Source organism: Ignavibacteriales bacterium (assembly GCA_016709155.1).
Classification (GTDB): Bacteria; Bacteroidota; Ignavibacteria; order Ignavibacteriales; family Ignavibacteriaceae; genus JADJEI01.
On sequence record JADJEI010000013.1, the window covers coordinates 12,064 to 37,464 of the forward strand.

Below are 25,401 nucleotides of genomic sequence, written 5' to 3' on the forward strand. Positions count from 1 at the left end.
ACTTGAACTCATAAAATGTATTACGATCCAGTTAAAAATATTTTTGCTTCTCTAATTAAAAAATTTCCGGTACTTAGAATATTATTCTATCATATTTTAGATGTAATGTTTCTTCGTTCCTGGTATGTAAGAAGAGAATTAAAAAGACTTAGAAAAATATTTGGAGAAAAAGAAATTTCAATTTACGACGCAGGCACAGGCTATGGGCAGTATTCATATTTCATTTCTAAAAAATTACAGCCAAATAAAATTCTTGCAATAGATGTAAAAGAAGATTGGATAAAAGATTGCCGTAGATTTTTCAATCAAAAAAAATTAAACAATGTCCAATTTGCAGTTGAAGACCTGACTAAAATTTCACATGAAAATAAATTTGATCTAATTGTAAGTGTAGATGTTATGGAACATATCGAAGACGACATAACCGTATTCAAAAATTTTTATAAAGCTTTAAAGCCTGGCGGTTATCTTTTAATAAACACTCCCTCAATTTATGGAGGAAGCGATGTTCACGAAGACAGCGAAGAAAGCTTTATCAGCGAACATGCACGCGATGGCTATTCAGAAGAAGATTTACGAAGCAAATTAGAACCCCTTGGATTTTCGGTTGATCGCTTCAGATTTACTTACGGTTTTTGGGGTGACAAAGCATGGCGGCTTGGTATCAAGTATCCAATCACGATGGTAAATATTTCGAAATTATTTTTAATGATTCTGCCAATTTACTTTTTGCTAACTTTTCCATTTACATTTTTAATGATGTTTTTAGATTATCAAACTAATATCGGTAAAGGTGCCGGTATAAATATCATTCTTAAAAAGTAAATTATTTTAGCTTATCTTTTATCAGAAAATCATAAACTATTTTTAATCACTAAAATTTTGCTGTGGAGTTTCAATGTCTAAAGTTAAAAAAGTAGTAAAGCCTTCTTCCAAAGAAAATGCGGGATTTCTAAACACGTTTTCACTTGATAAATTTATTCCTTTAAAATTTCAGATCCCTGTATTCGCTCTAATTATTCTTGTAATCTTCCTGTTGTTTTATTCGCCATTATATTTTGGCGGCAAAACTTTTAACTCGGCAGATATTCTTACGAGCAAAAGCCTGAACGGTTATGTTGAACATGAAAGGGAGGGATACACTTTATGGAATCCTTACGTTTTCGGCGGGATGCCGGCTTATGCTCTGGCGACGGGTTACAAATGGTTTAATGTTATTTGGGTAACTGTTGGAACTTTGAGAAGCGCATTTACTTCATTTTTTAATAATGATTATGCTAAATGGACATTCTACCTGCTTGTACTTTCGTACACAATGTTTGCATTTGTTTATTACCGTACAAAAAATGTTTTGATTAGTTTATTCAGTGCGATTGCTGTTTCTTTCAGCACCGGAATTATTGCATTCGTTTACATCGGACATGTTACAAAACTTACTGCGCTATGCATGTTCCCGCTTATATTTTTGATGCTTTTTAATTTTCAAAACAGAATTCGACTCCTTGATATTTTAATCTTAATAATTACTCTGAATATTTTTATTCTCGGCTGGCATGTTCAAATTATTTTTTATACACTTTTCGCAGTTGGAATATTCTTTCTTTTCAACTTAATAAGAGCACTAAGAAACAAAGAGAAAAAAGAATTGCCGCAAGTATTAAAGTCAGCCGGTACTTTTATTGTCGCAATGATTTTTGCATTATTAATTCAGGCAGATAACTTCACTCAAATTTACGAATACGCACCTTACTCAACACGCGGAACAAAAGGAGTTTTAGAAACCGAATCTAATTCAGTCACTAAAAACAAATCTGATTTTTATAAATACGCAACCGACTGGTCTTTCTCGCCCGGTGAAGTTCTAACATTTATTATTCCATCTTACTATGGATTTGGAAAATCAACATACGTTGGTCCGCTTACACAAGGGCAGCCATACGAGGTAAGCACATACTTCGGGCAGATGCCTTTTGTGGATGTTGCTCAATATATGGGAGTGTTAATTTTTTTCTTTGCGCTGTTTTCGATGTATGCGAACAGAAAGGATCCGTTCGTTCAGTTTTTAACAATACTTTCAGCGATCGCATTGCTTATTTCTTTCGGAAGGACTTTCTCTCTTGCGTTTGATTTAATGTTCAATTATTTCCCGTTCTTTGATAAGTTTCGTGTTCCTTCTATGATTTTAATCCTGGTGCAAATGAGTTTCCCCATCCTTGCAGCGCTTGGCATTTCAAAAATTATTACGATGAAATCCGAACATGATATTCGCTCTGAAAAGCTAATTCAATACAGTGCGATAATATTTTCTGCTTTATTCATATTAGGGCTGCTGTTATCCGAGCCGATTCGTCAATGGTTTATCGGAAGAGCAAGCGAGTCTGGCGAAAAAGGACAGGAGTTGAAACCGCTTTACGATTATATGGCTGATATGTTTGCCGGAGATTTCAGGGTTGTGTTTTTTATTTCTGCCGCCTCCTTTGGTTTAGCTTATGCTTACCTGAAAAATAAAGTTAGTGCTGATGTGTTTGTTATTGCTCTGATTATTTTTATGATGTTTGATTTATTCAGAATTGATCAGCGTGCAGAAACTTATACCGATAATTCAGAGATAGAAAAGCAGTTTGAAAAACCAGAATACCTAAAGGCACTCGATGCTCTGAAGGATAAATCCACATACAGAATACTAAACTTAAAACAAGATCGCTCGCTTGGTTCTGTTGGTCAAAATTCAAACTTCAATATGAATTTTCTTGTTCAGGATATTTACGGTTATTCTGCAATCAAACCGCGTGCATATCAGGATTATATGGATGTGCTTCAGTCTCCGGCTAATCCAACCTTCTGGCGAATGCTTAATGTTAAATACATTATTGCTGATCAGGAAATTCCTGTGCAAGGCTTAACTCCTGTTTACAATCAGAATAAAAATTTTATTTATCGAAACGAAAATGCTTTGCCTCGAGCGTATTTTGTGAACACAGTTGAAGTAAAAAAACCGATCGAAATTTTAAATGCTGTAAAAAATAATCAATTCGATCCAAAGCAAGTTACCTATTTAGAAGAGCCGTTAAGCGTTGATATCCCCGACAGTACGGCTTTTGTTAAACTTACTTCTTACAAAGATGAAAACTTAAAATTGGATGTTAAAGCAAGCGGGAATAATTTTTTGTTTTTGGGAGATACGTATTTTCCCGAAGGCTGGAATGCTACAATTGATGGTAAGGAAACGAAAATTTACAAAGCCAATCATGGATTCAGAGGGATTATTGTTCCTGCCGGCGAACATAAAGTAGAATTTAATTATCTGCCGCAATCGTTTGTCATTTCAAAATACGTGGCTTTATCGCTAAGCAGTTTGGTTGTGCTTGGACTTGTAGTGGGATTATTTTTCGAGTGGAGAAAAAAATCCCGAACAACTTGAGTTCGGAATTATGCTTGATAAAATAAAACATCTCGCTAAACATTCTTTTGTTTACAGCATCAGCAATGTTGCGCTTAAAGCAAGCGGGATTATTCTCCTACCTATCTACACAAAATATTTTACGCTGGAAGAGTACGGCAGACTTGGTCTTCTTTTAATTACGATAATTATTTTCTCGCAGTCGCTTGTTTTGGGGCAAGGGCTTTCAATTATTCGTTTCAACAACACCGTTGGTTACGAAGGAAAAAGAAAATCGGTTTTCTTTACAATTACTTTTTTCATCTTAATTGTCATCGGAATATTTCTGATCCTCACTCAAATATTTCTAACCGATATTGCTTCGCTATTCGGAGATCCTAAAATTTATGAACACTATCTTAACATTTGTATTTACATCGTTGCAGTAATTACATTAAACAATCTTTTTCTCAGCAAGCTGCGTGCCGATGATCGCTCGATTACTTATACATTGTCCGGAGTTGTAAAACTTTTAGTGATGATAGTACTCTCAATTTATTTTATTGTTTACAAAGGCAGCGGTATTGAAGGAGTGCTTTATGCCCAGCTTGCAGGCGAGCTAAGCAACACAGTTTTCGTACTCCCGTTGATGTTTAAAGAAATAAAACCTGTGTTTGATAAAACAATTATCAAAGAATCTTTACGTTACGGGTTTCCACTCATCTTTAGCTCGATGGCAATAAATCTTTTGAATGGCAGCGACCGCTACATTATAAAATATTTACTTGACGATGCACAGCTTGGTCTTTATGAACTCGCATATAAAGTTGCAGGTGTTCATAATATGTTTTTAATTCTTCCGTTTAATCTTACATTATTTCCGCTTGCATTTAAGTTATTCAAAAAAGAAAATGATAAAAGATATTACAGCAAGATTAAAACTTATTTTGCATTCGTCATGGTTTGGGCGGGGTTAGCTCTTTGTGTTTTTAGTAAAGAAATAATTATGCTGTTTGCTCAAAGTGATTCTTACTATCCTGCTTACTCTGTAGTTCCATGGATTGTGCTTGCATATATTTTGTATGGAGTCAGTCTTGTTTCTTCGCTCGGGATGTATTTGACAGGCAATAACCACTACGTTGCTTACATAACTTTGTTTTGCGCAGGACTAAATATCGCCTTAAACTTTTGGCTGATTCCATTCTACGGAATTATGGGGGCGGCTGTAAATACGCTTATCGCTTTTTTTATTCTTGATCTGCTTTCAAACTTAGCTTCAAATCAATATTATAAAATCAAGTTCGAGAATTATAAATTGTTTAAAGTATTTTTTATTGGTACAGCACTTTATTTAATCAGTGTTTGCTTTAACGATAGCACATACATTCTAAAATATTTCGGAAAATTTTTATTAATTATTTTTTTCCCATTTATACTTTTCTACTGGAAATTTTTTGAAGATAAAGAATTAAGTGCATTGCAAGGTGCAGTAACGAAGTGGAAAAACCCTTTGAAGTGGATTGGATATTTAAAGACTGAAGTATCTGAACTTACAAAGAAGATTGAAAACGATTAGCTGTTATTTCTTTCTTTTTTGTGTTGAATTGCTTTTCGGTACGCCTCTAAAAAATTTGCAGCGTAATCCTGCTGTTTAAAATATTCCAAACGTGATTTTGAGTTTGCGAGACTTCTTTTTTTAAAGTCCTCATCATTCAACCCTTTTAAAATCAGCGCGGCAATTCGCTGATGATCGCTCGGATTGAAAGTAAACTCATTGCTGCCGATTGCTTCGGGAAGCGATGTAACATTGGAACAGATAACAGGTACACTGTATCTCATAGCTTCGTAAAGCGGACCGCTGCCGGCTTCATAAGCAGTTGGTATCACAACCAACGAAGTTAATTTATAAAGTCCAACCAGGTCTTCCTCAGAAATAATTCCCAAAAATTTTACTTGATTTTCTATACCAAGTTTTTTCGAAATGGAAATTAATTCATCGTAGTAATCATTCCTGTTGCCGGTGCAGATTAGTGGTACAATCTGATTTTTATCTTTGAGAATTTTTAAAGCGTTAAAAAGTGCAATATGATTTTTATGCTTCCATCTTAGCAGCGGGATAAAGAATGAATTTGTCTTCTAATTTATATTTCATTTTCAGTTCTTCAGAAGGAGTGCCGGATTTATTGACGAACCACTCCTCATGAGAAAGGAGGCGGGCAAACACTTACCTGATCATCCGTGAATCCAAAATATTTTTTCACATCTTCTTTAACGTGATTGAATGAAACAATAATCTGATCGGATTCATCAATTGCTTTTTTGCTGTTAAGTGCGCGGTGAAGTCTTTCTCCGGCAGAAAAATTTTCAGGCATGATTAATTCCTGCAGATCGTGCATCGTAGTAATAAGCGGAATATCAAGCCCGTAGATGGGAGAAAACCTTAAAGGGATATGAACTAAATCAATGCTTAATGAGCTAATTTTTCTATAGGGATTAATCCAAGAAGAAATTTTTTTTAAGAATTTAATTTTTCTTCGATTAATTCCATAATTTATAAGAATGTTATATATGTCAAATGTTAAATGAGATATTAATAAAAGAAAAGTATTCGGTTTACTTTTTCGTTCAATTGGAAGTGGAATAAGTTTTACCGAATTTAATAAAGATTTTACTAACTCTGCGCTCTCTTTCGAAAATACTAAATACACTTTTTTGATATCTTGCGAACCCAATAAAAGGTTTAATACAGATTTTGAATAAGTATTAATTCCTCCAGAAGTATTTTCAGTATAATGTAAATAGAAACAAATTTTCATTAGAATTATAGTAAGAAATTAATATCCGGAATATAATTCTGTATAGATTTAAGTTTTACTATTTCTTTCGTATCAAAAGGTTCAACACCAAGCTTAGAGTAAAGTCGATCTTGAAGTTCAAAGATTTTTTTCTTTTCCCTTTGTTTAATTACTTTAAGAGGGCTGCCAACATTAATGGTCCATGGTTCAACGTCCTTTGTGACTATAGAATTAGAGCCAATAACAGCACCTTCTCCAATTGTAATTCCAGGATGGAGAACTACATCGGAAGCAATAAATGCATGTCTTTCAAGGTGAACGAATGATCTTGAGACGGCTCTGAATTCCTTCGGGATAGTCGGATTTGTAAGTCCTTCACCCTTAACAAGTTCAGAACCAGTGATCACCCTTACTCCCGCACTCAACCCAGCAAAATCTTCAAGGATACAGACCCCTCCACCTACAATACTACAATAAGACGAAATGTGTATAAAATTTCCGATAAATGTTTTGATACCACCGTGAATCCAAGCGAACTCACTTAGGATTATATTATTTTTTAAATGAATGTTCTGTTCATTTACAAAAATTACGTACGGATAAATAGTTACATCTTTTCCGATTTCAGCAAATTCATGTTTCATTTTTTTCACCTGTATTTGAATTAATTTTTAAGCATACACCATTCAGGTAATTTTATTTTAGCTTCTCCCTCACAAACCAATTCACCGGTTGAATTCCAGATTTGTTGGTGAAGAACAACACCAAATTTTGGTAAAACTTCTTTAACTTTTATCATTACTTTAACTTTTGTATTTGGATATACTGGTAACAAAAAATTTAAATTTTGATAAATATACACTGTCCCGCCCCCTGGAAATTTTGTTCCAAGAATCCGAGATAATAATCCAAAAAGAATTCCCCCATGAGCGATACGTTGCCCAAATTTAGTTTTCTTAACGAACTCATTATCGCTATGAAGTGGATTGATATCGCCAGTTAGGTTTGCAAACTGCTGGACTAAATTATCACTAATAAAAAATTCTTCTTCATAGCAAGAGTTCACTTTTATTTCCATAATTACCTCTAAATTATTTTTTGCTTGCGAAATATAACTATAGGGTTCTAATAATTAATGTTAGACTATTACGATAATCTAAAAATGGTTTTCAATAAAACACCAATTTGCATCTCAAAATGATTAATGCTTTTGATAAATATCAAATAACGAAATGAGTGGTCGTGTTTAGTCGAAATAATTACTTGTTGAATAGTTGACAATAAATTATTTATTGTTTAAGTTTAACTCAATAATTAAGGAGACAAAAATGAAAAATTCATATTTTTTAGTCTGGGCAATTGTATTTATTACTTCTTGTTTGACTTCTGCACAGTGGGTTGAACAATATTCAGGGAATCCCTCAATACTTTTACTACACAATTTCTTGACAACAACAATGGTTACGCTGCAGGTGCTAACGAGGCTTTCTTAAAAACTACAGATGGCGGATCTACTTGGATTGTTCTTGATGCAGGAAGTACTACTGATTTTTATGCTGATATGTTTTTATAGATTCACAAACCGGTTGGACAGTATTAGGCGGATTCTACCCTTACAGGCATGGCTCCATTCTAAAGACGACTAATGGTGGCAGTTCTTGGGATGTTCAATTCTACATCAACGATTTTTTATTTATTTCTATTTATTTCATTGATGATCAAAAGGGATGGGCAGTTGGGACTAATGGAATTATATTTTATACTGTAAATGGAGGTGCAACTTGGGATTTTCAATATCAGCTGGAAACCTTTGAATGGTTATATGATATTTATTTTACTGATCCAAATAATGGTTGGGTAGTTGGAAATATAGGAAACAAAATTCTGAATACAACTAATGGAGGTAGTTCCTGGCAATGGGTTTACACGAGCAGTTTTGATTGGTTATTTGACATTGAATTTATTGATGAAAATATTGGATTAGCTGTTGGTGATAATGGAAGAATATTGAAATCGACTGACGGAGGAAGTACTTGGACTTCGCAAGTAAGCGGAAGCTCTTCTCTTCTTCGAGATGTTGATTTTAAAGAATATGGTGAAGCCTGGGCAGTTGGATTGAATGGCGTAATTTTACATAGTACAGACAAAGGAAATACTTGGAAGTCAGATGTTAGCGGTACTACAACCGACCTCTACTCCGTCTCTTTTATTGATGCAGAACAAGGGTGGGTATGTGGTAACAATCAATTAATCCTACATCGAGGCAAGAATACTATTGATCTGATAACTGTGACTTCACCTAACGGTGGAGAAACTTGGATAGAAGCATCCCAACATGACATAACTTGGATGAGTACAAATGTATCCGAAGTAAAAATTGAATTAAGTTTAAACAATGGTCTAAGTTGGAGCACAATAGTTGATTCGACACTCAGTACTGGTATTTTTCCTTGGACGATACCCAATACGTTTTCAGATTCTTGTTTGATTAAAATTAGTAATCATCAAAACCCAGATACATTCGACGTGAGTAATGGAATATTTGCTATTAGATCACAAGCAAGTAATTCTTCAATAACTGTTACATCTCCGAATGGAGGAGAGGTTTGGCCAACAGGCACTCTACAGAATATTACATGGTCAAGTGAATCCGTTGAGAATGTAAAAATTGAACTAAGTTTAACCAATGGTGCAAGCTGGACTACCATAGTTGACTCTACTGGAAGTACTGGAATTTTTCCTTGGTTGGTAAACGCTTCTCAATCATCAATTCAGTCACGAATTAGAATCTCAAATCTTCTTGATCAAAATATTTATGATGTAAGTGACGAGGTATTTAGTATTCAATTCATCTCAGATCTTGAAGAAGGCTCAAATAATGTTCCAACTGATTTTAATAGTTATCAGAATTACCCAAATCCATTCAATCCATCCACATCAATAACATTTGATCTGCCCATCAATTCTCATGTGGTTTTGAGGATATTTAATACTTTGGGTGAGCTAATATCAGAACTAGTAAACCGGGAATTTATTGCCGGAACTCATAACGTATTTTTTAACGCAAGTACTTTAAATAGCGGTGTATATTTTTATCATTTAAATGTTCTTGGAAATGACGGGAAAAATTTTAGTTCAATTAAAAAAATGATATTAATGAAATAGACTTGTAATTTTAGAAGAGTATTTATTGAGATATAGGGATAAAATACTTTCTAATTTTATCCGGAAATAATTTTTACATCCCCCTCTGTCAATGCCGGATAGCTTGGCAGATTTATCCCGCGGCTGCAGAGATCTTCTGCTGCAGGGAGGTGGGTATTTTTGTCAAAGTAAATCGGCATTGTGTGCACCGGAAAAAATGCAGGTCGTGTTTCGATGCCGTTTTGTTTTAAGTGTTCTCTCAGTTTGTCACGCTGCTCAGCTTTTTCAACAAGTATTGTGTACATCCAATATGAATTAAAAACATTCGGAGCTTCTCTTTGCGGCTCAACAGGTAGGCTGCTTAAATATTTATTGTACCATTGTGCCAGTTGCTTTTTCTTTTTGATAATAGCTTCTGCTCTTTCAAGCTGCGCTAATCCAATTGCTGCACAGATGTTTGTCATTCTATAATTGTAACCAACCACATCGTGCCAGTATTCGCGATTGGCTGCTAACCCCTGTCCTTTTATATGAATTGATTTTTCGTAAAGATTATTATCATTTGTAACAACCATTCCCCCTTCCCCGGTTGTGATTGCTTTGTTGCCAAAGAAACTAAAAGTAGAAACCTCACCAAAATTTCCAACGTGAATATTTTTGTATCTGCTGCCGAAAGCTTCGGCGCAATCTTCCACAATAAGCAGGTTATGTTTTTTTGCGATAGCATTTAGCGAGTCCATATCACAGGGATGACCGTATAAATGAACCGGCATAATTGCTTTGGTGCGGCTTGTAATTTTTCTTTCAACATCAGAAGGATCAATCTGCCAGAAAGATTTTTCAGAATCAGCAAAGACAGGCTTAGCCCCACAGTAAGTAATAGCGTTTACAGAGGCGATGTAAGTAAAAGTAGGAACGATCACTTCATCGCCGGGACCGATGCCAAGAATGAGCAAAGCAAGATGCAGTGCAATAGTTCCGTTTGGAACCGCAGCGGCATATTTAACCCCGATAAACTCAGCAAATTTATTTTCAAACTCCGAAATGAATTTCCCTTTTGAAGAAATCCAGGTAGAGTCGAGACATTCATTCACATATTTTTTTTCATTACCCGAAAGGTCGGGCTGATAAACAGGATATTTGTAGGTCATTTGATTTTCCTTATTGCAATACCGATTACACCCATACCGGGAAGTTCATCAGTGCTGCTAAATTTTTTAAAATATTTTGAAATATAAAATGGATCTTTCACTGATTCAGAAAAACTATTTTGTTTCCAGCGTTTTTCATATTCGCTGTAAAAAGTTGAGATAGTCTCGCCAAAAATTTCTTTATCTAAAATAGTAAAGTTGTCAATTTGATTTAGTAATCTGCTCTTAAAAGTCTCGTCGTCGTAGATTCTTTGGAAGAAGTATTTATTATTCTGTTGTGAATTATTCAACCCATAAACATCGTCATCTCTAAATTGCTCGGAGAATGTTTTTGCGGCTGGAAAAGTAAGAATCAAAATTCCATCAGGTTTCAACACCCGCCATAGCTCTTTGATTGCTTCAAGATCACCATTATTATTTATATGCTCAATTACACTGATTGAAATTATAGAAGTGAAAGAATTATTCTCATAGGATAGTTTAGTCGCATCTGCTTCATCAGTTTTGTAATTCATATTGAAAGTTAATTTCGAGGAATATTTTTTAATCAGCGATAAATCCTTTTTATCGGGATTCAGATAAGTATAATTGCCAGAGAAATGTTCAGCTGAATAAAATCCAAACAAATAAGGAGAAGAAATGTCCAAAATATTTTTTTCATCGGTTGAATGTTTAATAAGATTCTTAAGCGCAAAATCAAACTCAAAATATCTTACAATCGAAACCGGATTAAGAAATAATTTTGGAGAAGGGCATCCTTTTATAAGCAAACGAAAAGCTATAGTTCTACCGAAGCGAAAAAAATCAAGTCCTGGTAAATTCTGACGGTCGGCTTTTAGCCAATAGTATTGAGATTTAAATAAATTTACTGGAACGCTTAGTATTTGAGTTAAAAAGTTCAAATTAGTTTAATCCTTATTAAACACACGAATGAAGTAATTCTTAGATAATATTTATTATAGAAAAAGAGGTGAATTTTTTTCAACAAAACTTTATTTAAAATTAAACAACTGATGCAAATTTATTACAAAAACAATAATATTTCGTCAAACCTATTGCAATTAAACTAATCTTTAGTTAAATTTTACCAAAATTTTAAAAGAGGTTCATCATGAAATGGTTATTGAGTATTACAATTCTAATAATGTCGTTGATTTTTATTACCTGTAGTAATGAAGATGCTAACATTCCAAGTGCTACTGAGAAATCCACGGGTATTGTTTCTTTAAAAATTGATCGCATAAATGCCCCTGCGAATATAGAAGAAGTCGTAGCTTATTTAACTCGCGAAGGATTTGAACCAATCATTAATTCTTTAAACCTTCTTTCTGATTCCACCGCCGATATAACATTCGAAGCGATTGCAGTTGGAGTATGGCATCTAAAAGTAGATGCATTAAATGGAGATGGAGAAATAGTTTATACTGGAGAAACAGATGTAGAAGTATTAGATGGCGTGTTAATTCAAGTTACATTAACATTGCAACCGACAGGAAATGGTACGGGGACTATTTATTTATATGTTACGTGGGGCAGCGGTACATTCGGCTGGGTTGATTATATCAGTAATCCAATTCTGGTCAAGACAGGGAATAATTTTGATTTTAGTGGGATTACACAAACCTTTACACTTCAGGATGATGGTGAATATAAAATGTACTATACCGGTTATGCATCAGGTTCAATGACTTATACTTTTCTTGCAACTTCTAGTGATGGAATTTCCTGGACTAAATATAGCACTATGCCTGTTCTCTATCCCGGCGGTTACGGAACGTGGGATCAAGGGCGAGCATCCGCTGGTCCGGTTATAAAAGAAGATGGTATATATAAAATGTACTATCATAGTTTTAATGATGTTTATAACAACTGGCATATTGGTTTAGCTACTTCTACCGACGGAATTAATTGGACTAAATATCCCTATCCGGTTCTTTCAGGAGGAAATTGGGATTACCGATTAGCAGCTAATGAGGTATTCAAAATTGGTTCAACTTATCATATGATTTATACAGGTTACAATCAAGATTTTTATCAACGAATCGGTTTAGCAACATCTAGTGACGGCATTACATGGACTAAATACACAGAAAATCCAATTCTATATCCTACAAAATCTTGGGAAGGAACAGGTATAGGTTATCCATCTATTATTTTAGAAAATGATACTTACAAAATGGTTTATCAAAATGCTTCTCCAAGCAATACAGGATTTGGATTTGCATATTCAACAGATTTGATAAACTGGACAAAAGACGAAACCAATCCATTCTTCACAGATGATGATACAATAACCCCATGGAATAAAATTGTATTTCCTGACTTTAACAAGTTTGACAACGAGTATAGAATTTATTACGGCGGTGGTGAGGCTTTAGGCTACGATAATTTTAAGATTTGTATGGTTAGGAAATTTTTATTGTAATTTATTTCTCAAATTTTATTAAAATTCTTGGTGAAGGATCTGATTCAAAAATTTCATGATCTTTTGAAAAATAATATTTCATTGCTTTGATAAAATTTTCAGTAGTATACCAAGATCTATCTTTACCTTTATAATTATCACTGCCTAAGTGTGCATCATTTGAAGGAATAAACTCTACGATCAGGATTTTATCAGCGAATCTGTTCAATCGCTCGGCAACTTGTTCGAAGGAATATTCACCAAAGTAACATAAATGATGAACCACAGCCAAGCAAATACAAAAATCAGCATGCAATCTTTCGTGAGTTGGTTGATACGTTCCATAACAGCCAGGATTTTTTGAATACTCCATTAGATTTAACTTTGCTGTCCAGATAGGTAAATTATGTTTACGAATATCTTCTATTAAAATATTTAAGGAGTTTTCGTCAAGATCGATGCACACTGCCTCTTTTACACCTAATGTAAGTGCCAATTTTGTGTATGCACCTTTGTTTGCCCCAATATCTAATATTGATTCAGGATGATAACGTGTAATTAACTTAATGAAATTGGTTACACGTGGACTTTCACTTAGCAGCGCGGGTTCTTTCTGTTGATAATCTGACCAATCAGTCAAGTGAATTTTTAAGAAAGAAATTTTCCGTGAAATTAATTTTAAGACTTTAATGAATTTGGGAAAATCTTTTATTAGTATTAAAATAATTTTACTGCTAAGCGATTTATCTTTCTTCGAAATTATTTTAATAAGAAAATCCAAAGGAGCAGTTGAAAGTAAAATCCTAAACGCAATTATAGATTTTTGAATTTTACCAATCTTCAATACGCTATCCCAAAAATCCTTAGTAAAGCTGCCGCAAAAATTTTTTAAAAACCAGAGTGAAACGGAAACTTTCCCCTTTTTTATTGAACCAATATCGAAATAAATGGGCTCAGCATTCTTAAATGTTATATTGAAAGCGTGCGGATCGAACAAATAAAAACCTCTAACCGCCAATTCTTTCTGAATTTGAAGAATAGCAATTGCGGCTTCTACTGTCTGACTCTTAGTCCATTCACTGAAGTAAGTTATAAATTTAAGTGCCTCGTGTTCAACTATTAAAACATCCTTTTCTTCAGAAATTAATTGGGTGTTAATAACTCGCTTCATAGGCTGAATTATTGAAAGAGCCTCTTTATAATCTTTAATATTATTCCTAAAAATGCGATATATCCTACCTTCAATTGATCCAACTAAATTTCCATCAATCTGGCTGCTATTTTGAAATTTTTTAAGCCTGGCGAAATCAAATTTATTAATCATTCTAATCTTTTTTTTAGATTAAAATTTACTAAGAACTGATCTATTTTACTTTACTTTTTTTTGAAAAAAAATAATTTAAAATATAATTGATATTATTTGACATATGTGTTAAGTTTAAACAAACAATCAAAGGAGATCTATTATGAAATGGTTATTAAGCTTGACTATTCTGTTCTTATCGTTGTCCTTTGTTACTTGTAGTAATGAAGAATCAAACATTCCAGTAGCTACGGAGAAAACCTCGGGCATTATTTCATTAAAAATAGATAGATTAAATGCACCTGCCAATGTTGAACAAGTTGTAGCTTACTTAACTCGCGAAGGATTTGAACCAATCATAAAGTCACTAAATCTTCTAACAGATTCTACAGCCGATATAACATTCGAAGCTATACCGGTTGGAGTTTGGCATCTAAAAGTTGACGCTATGAATAGTGATGGTGATGTTGTTTATACTGGCGAAACGGATGTTGAAGTATTGGATGGAGTATTGATTCAGGTAACTTTAACATTGCAGCCAACAGGAAATGGCACGGGCACAATTTATTTATACGTCACCTGGGGTACTGGTAGTTTCGGTTGGATTGATTTTATCAATAACCCGATCTTGGTTAAGACTGGAAGTACTTATGATAAGTTCGGTGTAGGTCAAACTTTTGTGATTAAAGATGAAAGTGGATACAAGATGTATTTTTCCGGTTTATCAGATTACGGAAAAACTTATGTTTTTTTAGCAACCTCTTCTGATGGACTTAGTTGGAGTCGTTATTCCGATCTTCCCGTATTATATCCGGGGGCATCAGGAACATGGGATGCAGGAAGATGTGCTGCTGGACCTGTCTTATATGAAGATGGAATTTACAAAATGTACTATCATGGTTTTTATAATGTATATGGACCTTGGGCAATAGGTTTAGCAACTTCTGTAGATGGAATCAATTGGGTAAAAAATCCTAATCCTATTCTTGTTGGAAGCGGGTGGGATTACAGAATATTCCCAACTGAAATTATCAAAGTCCAAAATAATTACTATTTATATTATACCGGTTATCCTGAAGATTACAATGGAAAAATTGGACTTGCAACTTCATCCGACGGAATTAATTGGCAAAAATATTCTGGCAATCCGATCCTGATTCCCGACCAAAATTGGGAAGAAGGAAGTATCGGATTTCCATCCATTATTTATGAGAATGAAATTTATGAGATGGTTTATCAAAGTTTTATTCCTGAAAACAATGGTTTTGGTTACGCTCATTCCACTGATGGAATTAATTGGCAGAAAGATGCTTCCAACCCTTTCTTTACTTCAGATGAAACTGTAGATAATTTACTAAAAATTGGGTGGGCAAGTTATCTAAAAACCGAAAGCGAGTACAGGATTTACTATACTGGTTACGCTTATAATGGTGCCGACTGGACTATCTGCGTTGCCAGAAAATTTATTCTTTAATTAATGAATATCATTTGTCTGAAAAGAGAAAAAATGAAACATAAATTAATTTTAGTATTCTCAGTTTTCATGTTCTCGACTGCTTTCAGTCAATGGTATCAGCAGCATACAGGAAATAGTCGGCTTTTTACAGTTGATTTTGTGAATGAAAATATTGGTTGGGCAGGGGGAGATAATGAAACTCTTCTCAAAACTACTGATGGCGGAAATACATGGATGGTGCTTAGTCAATCATTGTTCTCTCTTGATTTTATTCATGATCTCAATTTTTTGGACTCTTTGAATGGATGGATGGTACTTAGTGGTTTCGAGCCAGACAGGCATGCACAAATTCTTAAAACCGCAGATGGGGGTATTACGTGGTCGCAACAGCAATATATATATGGCTTTTCTTTGCATTCAATTTATTTTACTGATCAAAATAACGGATGGACTGTAGGAAGTAACGGACTTAGTCTTCATACTTCTGATGGTGGACTGAATTGGTATCAACAATTTAATGATGCGTGGTACGGCGGTTACTGGTTATATCCTGTATTCTTTATCAATAGTAATATCGGCTGGACGACCGGTAATACTTTAGGCTTGTACCTCAAGACAACTAACAGTGGGAATACCTGGCTAAATTATTATTTACCTACCTCTGATTGGATAACCGCAATAAGTTTTTTGGATGAAAATTTAGGATGGTTAGCCGGTGATAATGGCAAAATACTCAAGACAACCAATGGCGGAATTAGCTGGACTTTAAAAAACAGCAGAACAAATATTCGCTTCCGCGATATAAAATTTCTTAATGAAAATACCGGCTGGGCTGTTGGATACAGCGGTACTATTTTAAAGTCAACCGATGGTGGAGAAATCTGGCTTCTACAGTCAAGTTCAACATTTAGTGATTTATTTTCAATTGATTTTATGAATGATTATCTGGGCTGGTGTGTTGGTGATTCGGAAGTAATATTGAACACCATCAATGGTGGACTTCCCGTTGAACTCGTTTCTTTTAATGCCTCTTTATCAGGCAACAAAGTCGAACTTTCCTGGATTACTTCATCTGAAATCAATAATCAGGGTTTTGAAATTCAGCGAAGGACATCAAATTCTAAATTTATTCCAATCGGCTTTATTAAAGGCAATGGGAGTACGACTGAGATTAATTATTATTCATTCTCTGATTTAATAGAAACAAGTGATAACTATTTTTACAGATTGAAACAAATAGACTTCGGTGGTAGTTTTGAATATTCCAATGAAGTAATGATTGAGTATTCAGAAATGAATTTCAATCTCCATCAAAATTTTCCTAACCCTTTCAATCCCTCAACAAAAATTAATTTTGATTTACCAGTTAATAGTCAGGTAAGGTTGAGTGTTTTTAATTCACTGGGTGAAGAAGTGGGTATACTAACAGATAATGAAATTTCAGCGGGTACGCATTCATTTGAATTTGATGCTAAGAATCTTTCCAGTGGATTTTATTTTTACCGAATAGATGTGGAAGGTGAGGATGGTAATCATTGGACGGAAAGTAAAAAGATGATATTGATGAAGTGATTATGCTCAATGTTTATTTTAAACCTCCGGCATACAGTCGGAGGTTTTTTATTTTAAATTGATTTTAGTATATGTGTTAATCTCTCCGCAGTCTTCTTCCTGTCAAATGTTTTTACAAAATCAATATCTGTTCTAAAATCGTTTTTCTTATTAAAAAATTCTTCCGCACTTTCGGAATAGTTGAACATCATTCCCGCATTTGCTTTTTCAATTATTTGTTTTACTTCATTGTTCTCATTCCCAAACGCTATGATTTGTTTACCGGAACGTAAATACTCAAACAATTTTCCAGGTACATGCCGCGGCTCGGTAGCACAGACAAGCAGGTAATCTGCATTGATGAGTTCTGTTAACATTTCTTTGTACTTCAAAAAGCCGAGATATTCCGTTCTTGGTTCAAGTCCTGCATCTGCGATTGCTTTTTTGATCACGGGACTTACTGTTCCAATAAATTTTAGTTTAAGTTTCCTCCCGCCATCAATTTGCTTTTTTATTGTTGCCCAAAAATTTCCGGGATTTTGAAAATCAAAAATATTTCCTGCATGTAAAAGCACTTCTTCTTTCTTTTCCCGATAAATTAAATTTGAAAAATCATCTTCATTATATCCCCAGTAAAGAACTTCCGATTTATTTTTGACAAAAGAATATTTGGTTGAATAATCAGCTCGTGTTGTTTCTGTTACAAAAATAATTTGTGAAGCGTGTTCGAGAACTTTTTTCTCTAAATGATTATCAATCATTAAAGTTGTTTTACTTCGCTTAAAATTTTTATAGTAAATAATATCAACCCAGGGGTCAATTAAAACAGGAATGTGGGGTACATTAAAAGTTTTACTAAGATTCATTCCAATTAAATGAGTGCTGTGCGGAGGACCGATTGTAATTATTGAACCAAAATTTTCTTTCGTATAAATCTTTTCTGCTTTTTTCAATGCACTAAAATACCAGCCGATGCGTGCATCGGGAATAAAAAGATTCATTCTTATCCAGATTGATAAACGATGTGTAAGGCTTTCGTTGTTGAGCGATATAGCTTCGGACTCGATATATTTATCGTGCTTGTTTTTACCGGTAAATTTTTTGTATAGATCAAAAGGCTCAAAAGATTTTGATTTATAAATTTTTAGTGCAGGATTTATCTGTTCCAGCAGGCTTTCATCACGCATTGAAGTTGTTTCATTTTCAACAGTAAGTACAATTGGTTCGCATCCAAATCCGGGCAAATATTTTATCATCTGCAAAGGAAAATGCACAGTAGCTTTTCCAGACGGCGGGAAAAAATAAGTGATGAATAAAACTTTCTTCTTTTTTCACTCCAATGAATCTTACAACTTCAGCTTTACCATCGTGATGTGCGCCTTCGTTAAGCAAAACAGATTGATATTCAATAAGCTCAATATCAATTCCAGAAAATGATTCGATTAATTCTTCTTTAGAATAAAGCAGTTCCAAATCCTGCGGACCGCCGGAGGATTTTCCCAATTGGTTTTTGTTGAATGCTTCAAGAATAATTTTGCCATTTTGTTTTAATGAATTAACACATGCCTGATGTATCGCATTCCTTTCAACTTTCGGAAGGTGAATAAAAATTAGTGCAGCAACATCGTAATAATTTTCAGGATAATTGTACTTAATAAATTCCGAAAGGGTGTAGTTGATTTTTACTTTTCTTTCCGCTGCAAGTTGAAGTGCTTTTTTTCTTGCTGAGGAACTAAAATCGAAAGCATCAGCCCGCCAGCCCGTTGAAGCTGCATAAACGGAGTTTCTTCCTTCACCATCACCGGGCAATAGAATTTTTCCTTTCGGAAGTTTATCAATCTGTTCTTTATAAAATTGGTTTGGTTCTTTGCCGTAAACAAATTCTCTATCAGAAAATCGTTGATCCCAAAACTCTTTGCTCATTTGTATTTATACTTTATTAAAATTTCATCGCAAATTTAGAGAATAAAATATGGAATTTGAAACCAAGCAAGTATTGATTATGTTATTCTGCAAATAAAAGGAATGAATATGTTAATAGATATTGAAACAGCATCACCCCCGTTTAAAGTCGATCAGCAGTTTGCTGCTTCGGAACTTAAAAAGCGAATGGGAGGTTCGCCGGCTGTGGCACGAATGATTGAAATGACTGCTAATCAAAGTGGAATTGATCATCGCTATTTCGTGATTCCCGATGGTGACGAAAATGCTTCCGGTAAATTTTTTACGAAGGATGGAAATCATTATTCGCCAGATACCAAAACCAGAATGCATGAATATGAAAAATGGGCTGTTTTACTTGCAGTAAATGCTGTAAATAAATTAGGCGAATTAAATAGAATTAACTTTTCAACTATTAATAGAATAATAACTATTTCCTGTACCGGATTTTTTGCCCCCGGCTTGGATTATCAAATCATAAAAGAATTTAATCTGCCGCTGAATGTGAAAAGAACAAACATTGGTTTTATGGGTTGTGCTGCTTCGTTAGTCGGGATTAATTCTGTCTGGGAAGCAATGAGACAGGATGAAAATGAAAACATACTTATGATTTCAGTAGAGCTTTGCAGCCTCCACCTTCAAACAGAACCAACACGCGATAATATTTTAGCCAATATGATTTTTGCTGACGGTGCCGCCGCCGCATTCTTTTCTAAAAATAATTTTTTACAAAAAAGAAAACTGGAAATACATTTTGCCGAATCATTTATGTTTGAAGATTCTGCAAAATACATGGGCTGGAAAATCGGCAACAACGGTTTTGAAATGATGCTTTCTTCTGAACTGCCAAAAATTATTCTAAACAATGGAGCTCCAAAAGCGAAAGAAATTTTAGCAAAAAGAGGAATTGATATTTCGAAAATTAAACATTGGGCTTTGCATCCCGGCGGTCGTGCAATTTTAGATTCACTTCAAAATGGACTGCAGCTTTCTGATCGGCAATTAAAACCTTCGAGAGATATACTAAAAAATTTTGGCAACCTTTCCTCGGTTTCGATTTTGTTTGTGCTTAAAAATATTTTAGAAAATGAGCAGCTTGATATTGATGATCTTTGCTGTGCTGTTGCGTTTGGACCGGGTCTAACAATGGAATTAGTGCTCTTCAAAGTATGCTGAGATGAAAAGAGAATTTACCAAAGAGATAATGGATGATTTTTCAATTCGCGATGAGAGAATTGATTTTGCATTAGCCGAACTGAATTTGATAAACAAATTTTTAGGTGGAAATTCTACTACTCGTTTCGGTGTAAAATTATTATCGAATAATAATCATTCGAATCATAAATTATCTATTCTCGATGTAGGTGCTGGCAGCTCAGAGGTGCTGCAAAACAAAATTAACCATGATCTTGATGTTTACTCTCTTGATTTGAATTTTAGAGTTTGTGAATACTTAAAAGAAAAATCAACTGACTCAAATGTTCTCTATGGCAATGCTCTTCACTTCCCTTTCAAAGAAAAATCAATTGACATTGTGCACCTCTCCCTTTTCCTTCACCACTTTACCGAACCAGAAATTAATTCGATTCTTACAATGTCTATAAAGATTTGCAAAGCAGGTATTGTAATAAATGATTTACGAAGATCGTGGTTTGCATATATCGGGATTTCACTTTTGACAAAGTTATTTTCGAAAAGTGAGATGGTAAAAAATGATGGACCACTTTCAGTTAAAAGAGGCTTCACTAAAAATGAATTGATAAGGATTTTATCAAAGCCAGGGATAACAAATTACAAGATTTATCGTACTTGGGCTTTCAGATGGCTTGTTGTGATTTATGTCTGAACGAAAACCCATTCAACATGAAATAGCAATCATTGGAGGAGGTCCGGCCGGGGCTACTGCAGCAAGTTTTCTTTCGTCTGCTGGTTTTGATGTTTGCCTTTTTGAGAGAAAAAATTTTCCTCGCGATGTGCTTTGCGGCGAGTTTCTCTCGACTGAAGTAATTCAAAAAATAAAAGAGCTTGAACTCTATTCTGATTTTCTATCTCTAAATCCAAATAGAATTGATTCATTTAATTTTATTAGTAAAAATGGAAAAACTATCTCTGCCGGTTTTGACTTTGAAGCATTTGCACTTCGGCGATCAAACTTTGATAAAATGCTTTTGGATAAATGTCATCAAAATGGAGCAAAGGTTTATCAGCCCGCAGAAGTAAACTCTATTGTTAAATTAAATAATTATTTTAACATAAGCGCCCGAACTGAATCCGGTATAGTGAACATTGAAGTAAAATATGTAATTGCATCTTATGGCAAGCAAAATAAATTAGATAAAATTCTTTTCAGAAAATTTATAAATAATCAATCACAGCTCAATGGGGTTAAGTTTCATTTGAACCAAAATGCGTTTTGCAATTTCAAAAAGAACGAGATAATTATTTTTTCCGGTTCAAATATTTATTGTGGGTTAAATAAAATAAATGGAGATAAAGTCACAGTCTGTTTTTTAGAAAATAGAAAAATATATGATGAGCCGCCACGTGCAAAAATAGTTCGAAACATAAAATCCAATCCTGTGCTCGCAGAAATGTTTACTAATGATTTTGGCCAGCAAATTCAGTCGGAACAGATTTACGGCACCGGAAATATTTATTTCGGATCGAAGGAAAAATTTAAAAATGGGATATTTTTTATTGGCGATGCTGCAGGATTGATTGCACCGTTGGCGGGGGACGGTATCGCTATGGCAATGGAGTCAGGTAAGCTTGCCGCAGAAATAATTTATGATTTGAAAAATCATTCTCAATCTTTGGAAAAAATGGGAGGGATTTATGAGACAAATTGGAATGAATTATTTAAAAAAAGAATTACTTCTTCCCTATGGGTTCAGAAAATTTTAATGAACTCATTCCTGACCTCAACAGGATTACTTCTTGCTGGTGCATACCCTGAGCTGCTAAAACGTTTAATCAGAATCACAAGAAATTATCCTGAAATTCAAAACAACAATTAGTTTTGAATTTTCATATTTTTGTACAAAAAAAATTTATCACTGAGATTTTATTTGAAAAATTTAGAACGCTTTATTGTAGTTGGCGATCGAGTGCTAATTCATCCGGAACAGGACTCGAATAAAACAGCAAGTGGTTTGTATCTTCCTCCGGGAGTAAGCGAAAAGGAAAAAATTCAAAGTGGATATGTAATTAAATCCGGCCCCGGTTATCCGACCGGTACTAATTTGGATGATGAGCCGTGGAAAGAGTCGAAAGATCTGGTTAAGTATATTCCTTTGCAGGCAAGGGAGGGTGATCTGGCAATTTTTCTACGAAAAGAAGCATTTGAGATTGAGTTTGATAAGGAGAAATATCTAATAGTTCCGCAGTCAGCCATTCTTTTATTGATAAGAAATGACAATGAGGGAATTTAACTTTAGCCACGATTTATCTTTGCTCCACACAAAAATAAAATTGATTTAAAAAAAGATTTATAATTAACAATAAGGCACTGGATATCCATGGACGATATATCCCTCCCGTTTTAAACCTTTTTTGGCTTATTAAATCTTAGAGAAAATTAATCGCAAATAAAATTGCAGATATAATGACAGTCACGATGAAAAACTCGAAATAACCAATCGAAAATTCTTTCTTAATAACCGGCTTAATCTCAGTTGATTGATGACTAATCCAATCACCTTTTTCGATTGACCACTTTTCACCGTTTTTGTCGTAGTAAGTAAAGTTTGTTAGCATATCCCATTAATTAAAAAGTAATAACTAGTTTTAAAATTTCCTTAACAAAGTTACACAATTTCAAATATTATTCCATAACTATTATCGAATAAATATTGGTAAAATTTAACATTTTGGAAAATATCTCTAAAATTATAGTAAGAAATACCTATCACATTAAAAATTTGCAGCATTTTCTACCAGTAAAAACATATATGCTGTCTTTTTCATATTTTTAAATAGTTAATTTGATTTAGAAAAATTTAAAGGAAAATAATATGACCGCAAACCTCGATATGATCAAAAAAGTTTACTCTAATTACAAAAATCGATTAAACGAAATCCGAAAAGTCGTTAATCGCCCACTTACTTATGCTGAAAAAGTTTTATACACTCATCTTTTTGATACAGCAACAAAAGAATTTACTGGTGGAAAAGATTATGTTGAGTTAGCTCCCGATCGAGTTGCAATGCAGGATGCTACTGCTCAAATGGCGCTTTTACAATTTATGTCTGCTGGAAGAAAAACAACTGCAGTTCCATCTACTGTTCATTGCGATCACTTAATCCAAGCTCAAGTTGGTGCTGCTGAAGATTTTGATCGTGCAACAACAGAAAACAAAGAAGTTTACGATTTTCTTGAAAGCATCTCGCAAAAGTTTGGTGTTGGATTTTGGAAACCCGGCGCTGGAATTATCCATCAGGTTATTTTAGAAAATTATGCTTTCCCTGGTGGAATGATGATCGGTACTGATTCACATACTCCAAATGCTGGAGGACTTGGAATGATTGCGATTGGTGTTGGCGGTGCTGATGCTGTGGATGTTATGGCTGGTATGCCATGGGAATTGAAATGGCCCAAACTTATCGGAGTTAAGTTAACCGGAAAATTAAACGGCTGGACTTCTGCAAAAGATGTTATTTTAAAACTTGCCGGTATTTTAACAGTTAAAGGCGGCACGGGTGCAATTGTAGAATATTTTGGTGATGGAACAAATTCAATTTCCTGCACAGGTAAAGGAACTATTTGTAATATGGGTGCAGAGATTGGCGCTACAACTTCTGTTTTTCCTTTCGATGAAAAGATGGCTTCATACTTACGCATTACAAAACGTGTTGATGTTGCAGCATTGGCAGAAGGTTTAGCTGATGAACTTTGTGCTGATAAAGAAGTTTTTGCAAATCCTGAAAAATATTATGATCAGGTTATTGAAATAAACTTAAATGAACTTGAACCGCATCTTAATGGACCATTTACTCCAGACAAAGCCTGGCCAATTTCTAAAATGAAAGAAGCTGTTAAGAGTGAAAACTTTCCTGATAAAGTTTCTGTTGGATTGATCGGAAGCTGCACAAACTCTAGTTATGAAGATATTGATCGATCTGCAAGCATTGCAAAACAAGCTGTTGCAAAAGGATTGAAAGCAAAAGGGCAGTACACAATTACTCCCGGCTCTGAGCAAGTTAGAGCAACGATTGAACGTGATGGACAGTTGAAGGCGTTAACAGATATTGGCGGAATGATTTTGGCAAATGCTTGCGGTCCTTGCATTGGAATGTGGAAGCGAATGGATATGAAAATGGGTGAAAGAAATACAATCATTACATCGTTTAACAGAAATTTTGCAAAACGCAATGATGGAAATCCAGAGACACTTGCGTTTGTTGCTTCTCCGGAAATTACAACAGCACTTGCAATTGCTGGTAGTTTATCTTTTAATCCTATCACTGATACTCTTATAAATGAAAAAGGTGAAAAAGTAAAACTTGATCCACCTAAAGGAGAAGAATTACCACCGCGTGGATTTGATGAAGGCAGTGCCGGATTTGTTGCTCCTGCTGCAGATGGAAGTAAAGTTGAAGTTAAAGTCAATCCGAAAAGTGATACATTACAATTGCTAACTTCATTCACTCCCTGGGATGGTAAAGATTTAGTTGATCTTCCAATCTTATTAAAAGCTTTTGGCAAGTGTACAACTGATCATATTTCAATGGCAGGTCCATGGTTAAAGTATCGCGGGCATCTTGATAATATTTCCAACAATATGTTTATCGGAGCTATAAACGCTTACACAAAAGAACCAGGAAAAGTTAAAAATATTTTTACCGGTGAAACTAAATCTGTTCCAGAAGTTGCTCGTGAATATAAAGCCCAAGGAATAAACTGGGTTGTTGTTGGCGATGAAAATTATGGCGAAGGTTCATCAAGAGAGCACGCTGCAATGGAACCAAGATTTCTTGGAAGCAGAGCAATAGTTGTAAAAAGTTTTGCGCGCATCCACGAAACAAACTTAAAGAAACAGGGAATGCTGCCTCTTACTTTTGCCGATCCAAAAGATTATGATAAAATAAAAGAAGATGATGAAGTTGATTTGTTGATCTCAACATTAGCCCCTGAAAAACAAGTGAAGATGATTGTTAAGCACAAAGATGGCAGCAAAGATGAAGTGATGCTGAATCAAACTTTTAATGCCGCACAAATAGAATGGTTTAAAGCAGGTAGTGCATTAAATCTTATTGCAAGTAAGCAAAAATAAAATCT

General features: G+C 34.4%; 23 protein-coding genes. 13 read left to right on the forward strand and 10 right to left on the reverse strand.

Annotation, left to right across the window (positions count from 1 at the left end; genetic code table 11):
- Window positions 1-15 precede the first annotated feature (15 nt).
- From IPH11_13195 to IPH11_13205, 3 genes are all read left to right on the forward strand, one after another.
- The gene (locus IPH11_13195; GenBank protein ID MBK6914546.1) at window positions 16-825 is read left to right on the forward strand and encodes a class I SAM-dependent methyltransferase; all 810 of its coding nucleotides are present in this window, start codon (window positions 16-18) and stop codon (window positions 823-825) included.
- 73 nt (window positions 826-898) lie between these two features.
- Window positions 899-3,421: a YfhO family protein gene (locus IPH11_13200; protein ID MBK6914547.1), complete on the forward strand. Its 2,523-nt coding sequence runs from the start codon at window positions 899-901 to the stop codon at window positions 3,419-3,421.
- 10 nt (window positions 3,422-3,431) lie between these two features.
- Complete coding sequence (locus tag IPH11_13205; protein ID MBK6914548.1) at window positions 3,432-4,955, forward strand: oligosaccharide flippase family protein; 1,524 nt, start codon at window positions 3,432-3,434, stop codon at window positions 4,953-4,955.
- Here the strand turns inward: IPH11_13205 and IPH11_13210 are convergent.
- The 4 genes from IPH11_13210 to IPH11_13225 form a co-directional block, all read right to left on the reverse strand.
- Window positions 4,952-5,497 (reverse strand): glycosyltransferase, encoded by a 546-nt coding sequence (locus IPH11_13210; GenBank protein MBK6914549.1) that lies wholly within the window; start codon window positions 5,495-5,497, stop codon window positions 4,952-4,954. The two genes, IPH11_13205 and IPH11_13210, sit on opposite strands and share 4 nt — an antisense overlap.
- 80 nt (window positions 5,498-5,577) lie before the next feature.
- Window positions 5,578-6,195 carry a glycosyltransferase gene (locus IPH11_13215; protein MBK6914550.1) on the reverse strand — a complete coding sequence of 206 codons (618 nt, stop codon included), beginning with the start codon at window positions 6,193-6,195 and terminating at the stop codon, window positions 5,578-5,580.
- Window positions 6,196-6,200: 5 nt separating this feature from the next.
- Window positions 6,201-6,818 (reverse strand): acyltransferase, encoded by a 618-nt coding sequence (locus IPH11_13220; protein MBK6914551.1) that lies wholly within the window; start codon window positions 6,816-6,818, stop codon window positions 6,201-6,203.
- Between the two features lie 20 nt (window positions 6,819-6,838).
- On the reverse strand, window positions 6,839-7,252 hold the full coding sequence (locus IPH11_13225) for a MaoC family dehydratase (protein MBK6914552.1): 414 nt from the start codon (window positions 7,250-7,252) through the stop codon (window positions 6,839-6,841).
- A gap of 250 nt (window positions 7,253-7,502) precedes the next feature.
- Here IPH11_13225 and IPH11_13230 point away from each other — a divergent pair, with 250 nt between their 5' ends.
- Both IPH11_13230 and IPH11_13235 read left to right on the forward strand, forming a co-directional pair.
- Window positions 7,503-7,667, forward strand: coding sequence for a hypothetical protein (locus tag IPH11_13230; protein ID MBK6914553.1), 165 nt, complete (start codon window positions 7,503-7,505; stop codon window positions 7,665-7,667).
- Window positions 7,668-8,181: 514 nt separating this feature from the next.
- The gene (locus IPH11_13235) at window positions 8,182-9,339 is read left to right on the forward strand and encodes a T9SS type A sorting domain-containing protein (GenBank protein MBK6914554.1); all 1,158 of its coding nucleotides are present in this window, start codon (window positions 8,182-8,184) and stop codon (window positions 9,337-9,339) included.
- A 56-nt stretch (window positions 9,340-9,395) separates the two neighbouring features.
- Here the strand turns inward: IPH11_13235 and IPH11_13240 are convergent, their stop codons facing one another.
- Together IPH11_13240 and IPH11_13245 are read right to left on the reverse strand one after the other, a co-directional pair.
- Entirely contained in the window at window positions 9,396-10,469 is a 1,074-nt protein-coding gene (locus IPH11_13240) for a DegT/DnrJ/EryC1/StrS family aminotransferase (GenBank protein ID MBK6914555.1), read from the reverse strand.
- The gene (locus tag IPH11_13245) at window positions 10,466-11,371 is read right to left on the reverse strand and encodes a methyltransferase domain-containing protein (protein MBK6914556.1); all 906 of its coding nucleotides are present in this window, start codon (window positions 11,369-11,371) and stop codon (window positions 10,466-10,468) included. The genes IPH11_13240 and IPH11_13245 overlap by 4 nt, the downstream gene beginning before the upstream one ends.
- 209 nt (window positions 11,372-11,580) lie before the next feature.
- On the opposite strand from IPH11_13245, the gene IPH11_13250 reads away from it, so the two are divergent.
- Complete coding sequence (locus tag IPH11_13250; GenBank protein MBK6914557.1) at window positions 11,581-12,894, forward strand: hypothetical protein; 1,314 nt, start codon at window positions 11,581-11,583, stop codon at window positions 12,892-12,894.
- Window position 12,895: 1 nt separating this feature from the next.
- On the opposite strand, the gene IPH11_13255 is transcribed toward IPH11_13250, so the two are convergent.
- Window positions 12,896-14,197 carry a class I SAM-dependent methyltransferase gene (locus tag IPH11_13255; GenBank protein MBK6914558.1) on the reverse strand — a complete coding sequence of 434 codons (1,302 nt, stop codon included), beginning with the start codon at window positions 14,195-14,197 and terminating at the stop codon, window positions 12,896-12,898.
- Between the two features lie 142 nt (window positions 14,198-14,339).
- On the opposite strand from IPH11_13255, the gene IPH11_13260 reads away from it, so the two are divergent.
- Both IPH11_13260 and IPH11_13265 read left to right on the forward strand, forming a co-directional pair.
- Window positions 14,340-15,650 carry a hypothetical protein gene (locus tag IPH11_13260; protein ID MBK6914559.1) on the forward strand — a complete coding sequence of 437 codons (1,311 nt, stop codon included), beginning with the start codon at window positions 14,340-14,342 and terminating at the stop codon, window positions 15,648-15,650.
- 33 nt (window positions 15,651-15,683) lie between these two features.
- Window positions 15,684-17,204 carry a T9SS type A sorting domain-containing protein gene (locus IPH11_13265; protein MBK6914560.1) on the forward strand — a complete coding sequence of 507 codons (1,521 nt, stop codon included), beginning with the start codon at window positions 15,684-15,686 and terminating at the stop codon, window positions 17,202-17,204.
- 53 nt (window positions 17,205-17,257) lie between these two features.
- Here the strand turns inward: IPH11_13265 and IPH11_13270 are convergent, their stop codons facing one another.
- Together IPH11_13270 and IPH11_13275 are read right to left on the reverse strand one after the other, a co-directional pair.
- On the reverse strand, window positions 17,258-18,445 hold the full coding sequence (locus IPH11_13270) for a hypothetical protein (GenBank protein ID MBK6914561.1): 1,188 nt from the start codon (window positions 18,443-18,445) through the stop codon (window positions 17,258-17,260).
- The gene (locus IPH11_13275) at window positions 18,387-19,106 is read right to left on the reverse strand and encodes a class I SAM-dependent methyltransferase (protein ID MBK6914562.1); all 720 of its coding nucleotides are present in this window, start codon (window positions 19,104-19,106) and stop codon (window positions 18,387-18,389) included. Before IPH11_13275 ends, IPH11_13270 begins: the two co-directional genes overlap by 59 nt.
- Before the next feature lie 108 nt (window positions 19,107-19,214).
- Here IPH11_13275 and IPH11_13280 point away from each other — a divergent pair, with 108 nt between their 5' ends.
- From IPH11_13280 to IPH11_13295, 4 genes are read left to right on the forward strand one after another with little or no spacing between them, the layout of a single operon-like run.
- Window positions 19,215-20,300: a type III polyketide synthase gene (locus IPH11_13280; protein MBK6914563.1), complete on the forward strand. Its 1,086-nt coding sequence runs from the start codon at window positions 19,215-19,217 to the stop codon at window positions 20,298-20,300.
- Between the two features lies 1 nt (window position 20,301).
- Window positions 20,302-20,970, forward strand: a complete 669-nt coding sequence (locus tag IPH11_13285) for a methyltransferase domain-containing protein (protein MBK6914564.1) — start codon at window positions 20,302-20,304, stop codon at window positions 20,968-20,970.
- A complete protein-coding gene (locus IPH11_13290) occupies window positions 20,963-22,141 on the forward strand; it encodes an NAD(P)/FAD-dependent oxidoreductase (GenBank protein ID MBK6914565.1) in 1,179 nt (392 codons plus the stop codon). Before IPH11_13285 ends, IPH11_13290 begins: the two co-directional genes overlap by 8 nt.
- Window positions 22,142-22,180: 39 nt before the next feature.
- Entirely contained in the window at window positions 22,181-22,555 is a 375-nt protein-coding gene (locus IPH11_13295) for a co-chaperone GroES (protein ID MBK6914566.1), read from the forward strand.
- 136 nt (window positions 22,556-22,691) lie between these two features.
- On the opposite strand, the gene IPH11_13300 is transcribed toward IPH11_13295, so the two are convergent.
- Window positions 22,692-22,880, reverse strand: coding sequence for a hypothetical protein (locus IPH11_13300; protein ID MBK6914567.1), 189 nt, complete (start codon window positions 22,878-22,880; stop codon window positions 22,692-22,694).
- 257 nt (window positions 22,881-23,137) lie between these two features.
- Here IPH11_13300 and IPH11_13305 point away from each other — a divergent pair, with 257 nt between their 5' ends.
- Window positions 23,138-25,396: an aconitate hydratase gene (locus tag IPH11_13305; protein MBK6914568.1), complete on the forward strand. Its 2,259-nt coding sequence runs from the start codon at window positions 23,138-23,140 to the stop codon at window positions 25,394-25,396.
- Window positions 25,397-25,401 lie beyond the last annotated feature (5 nt).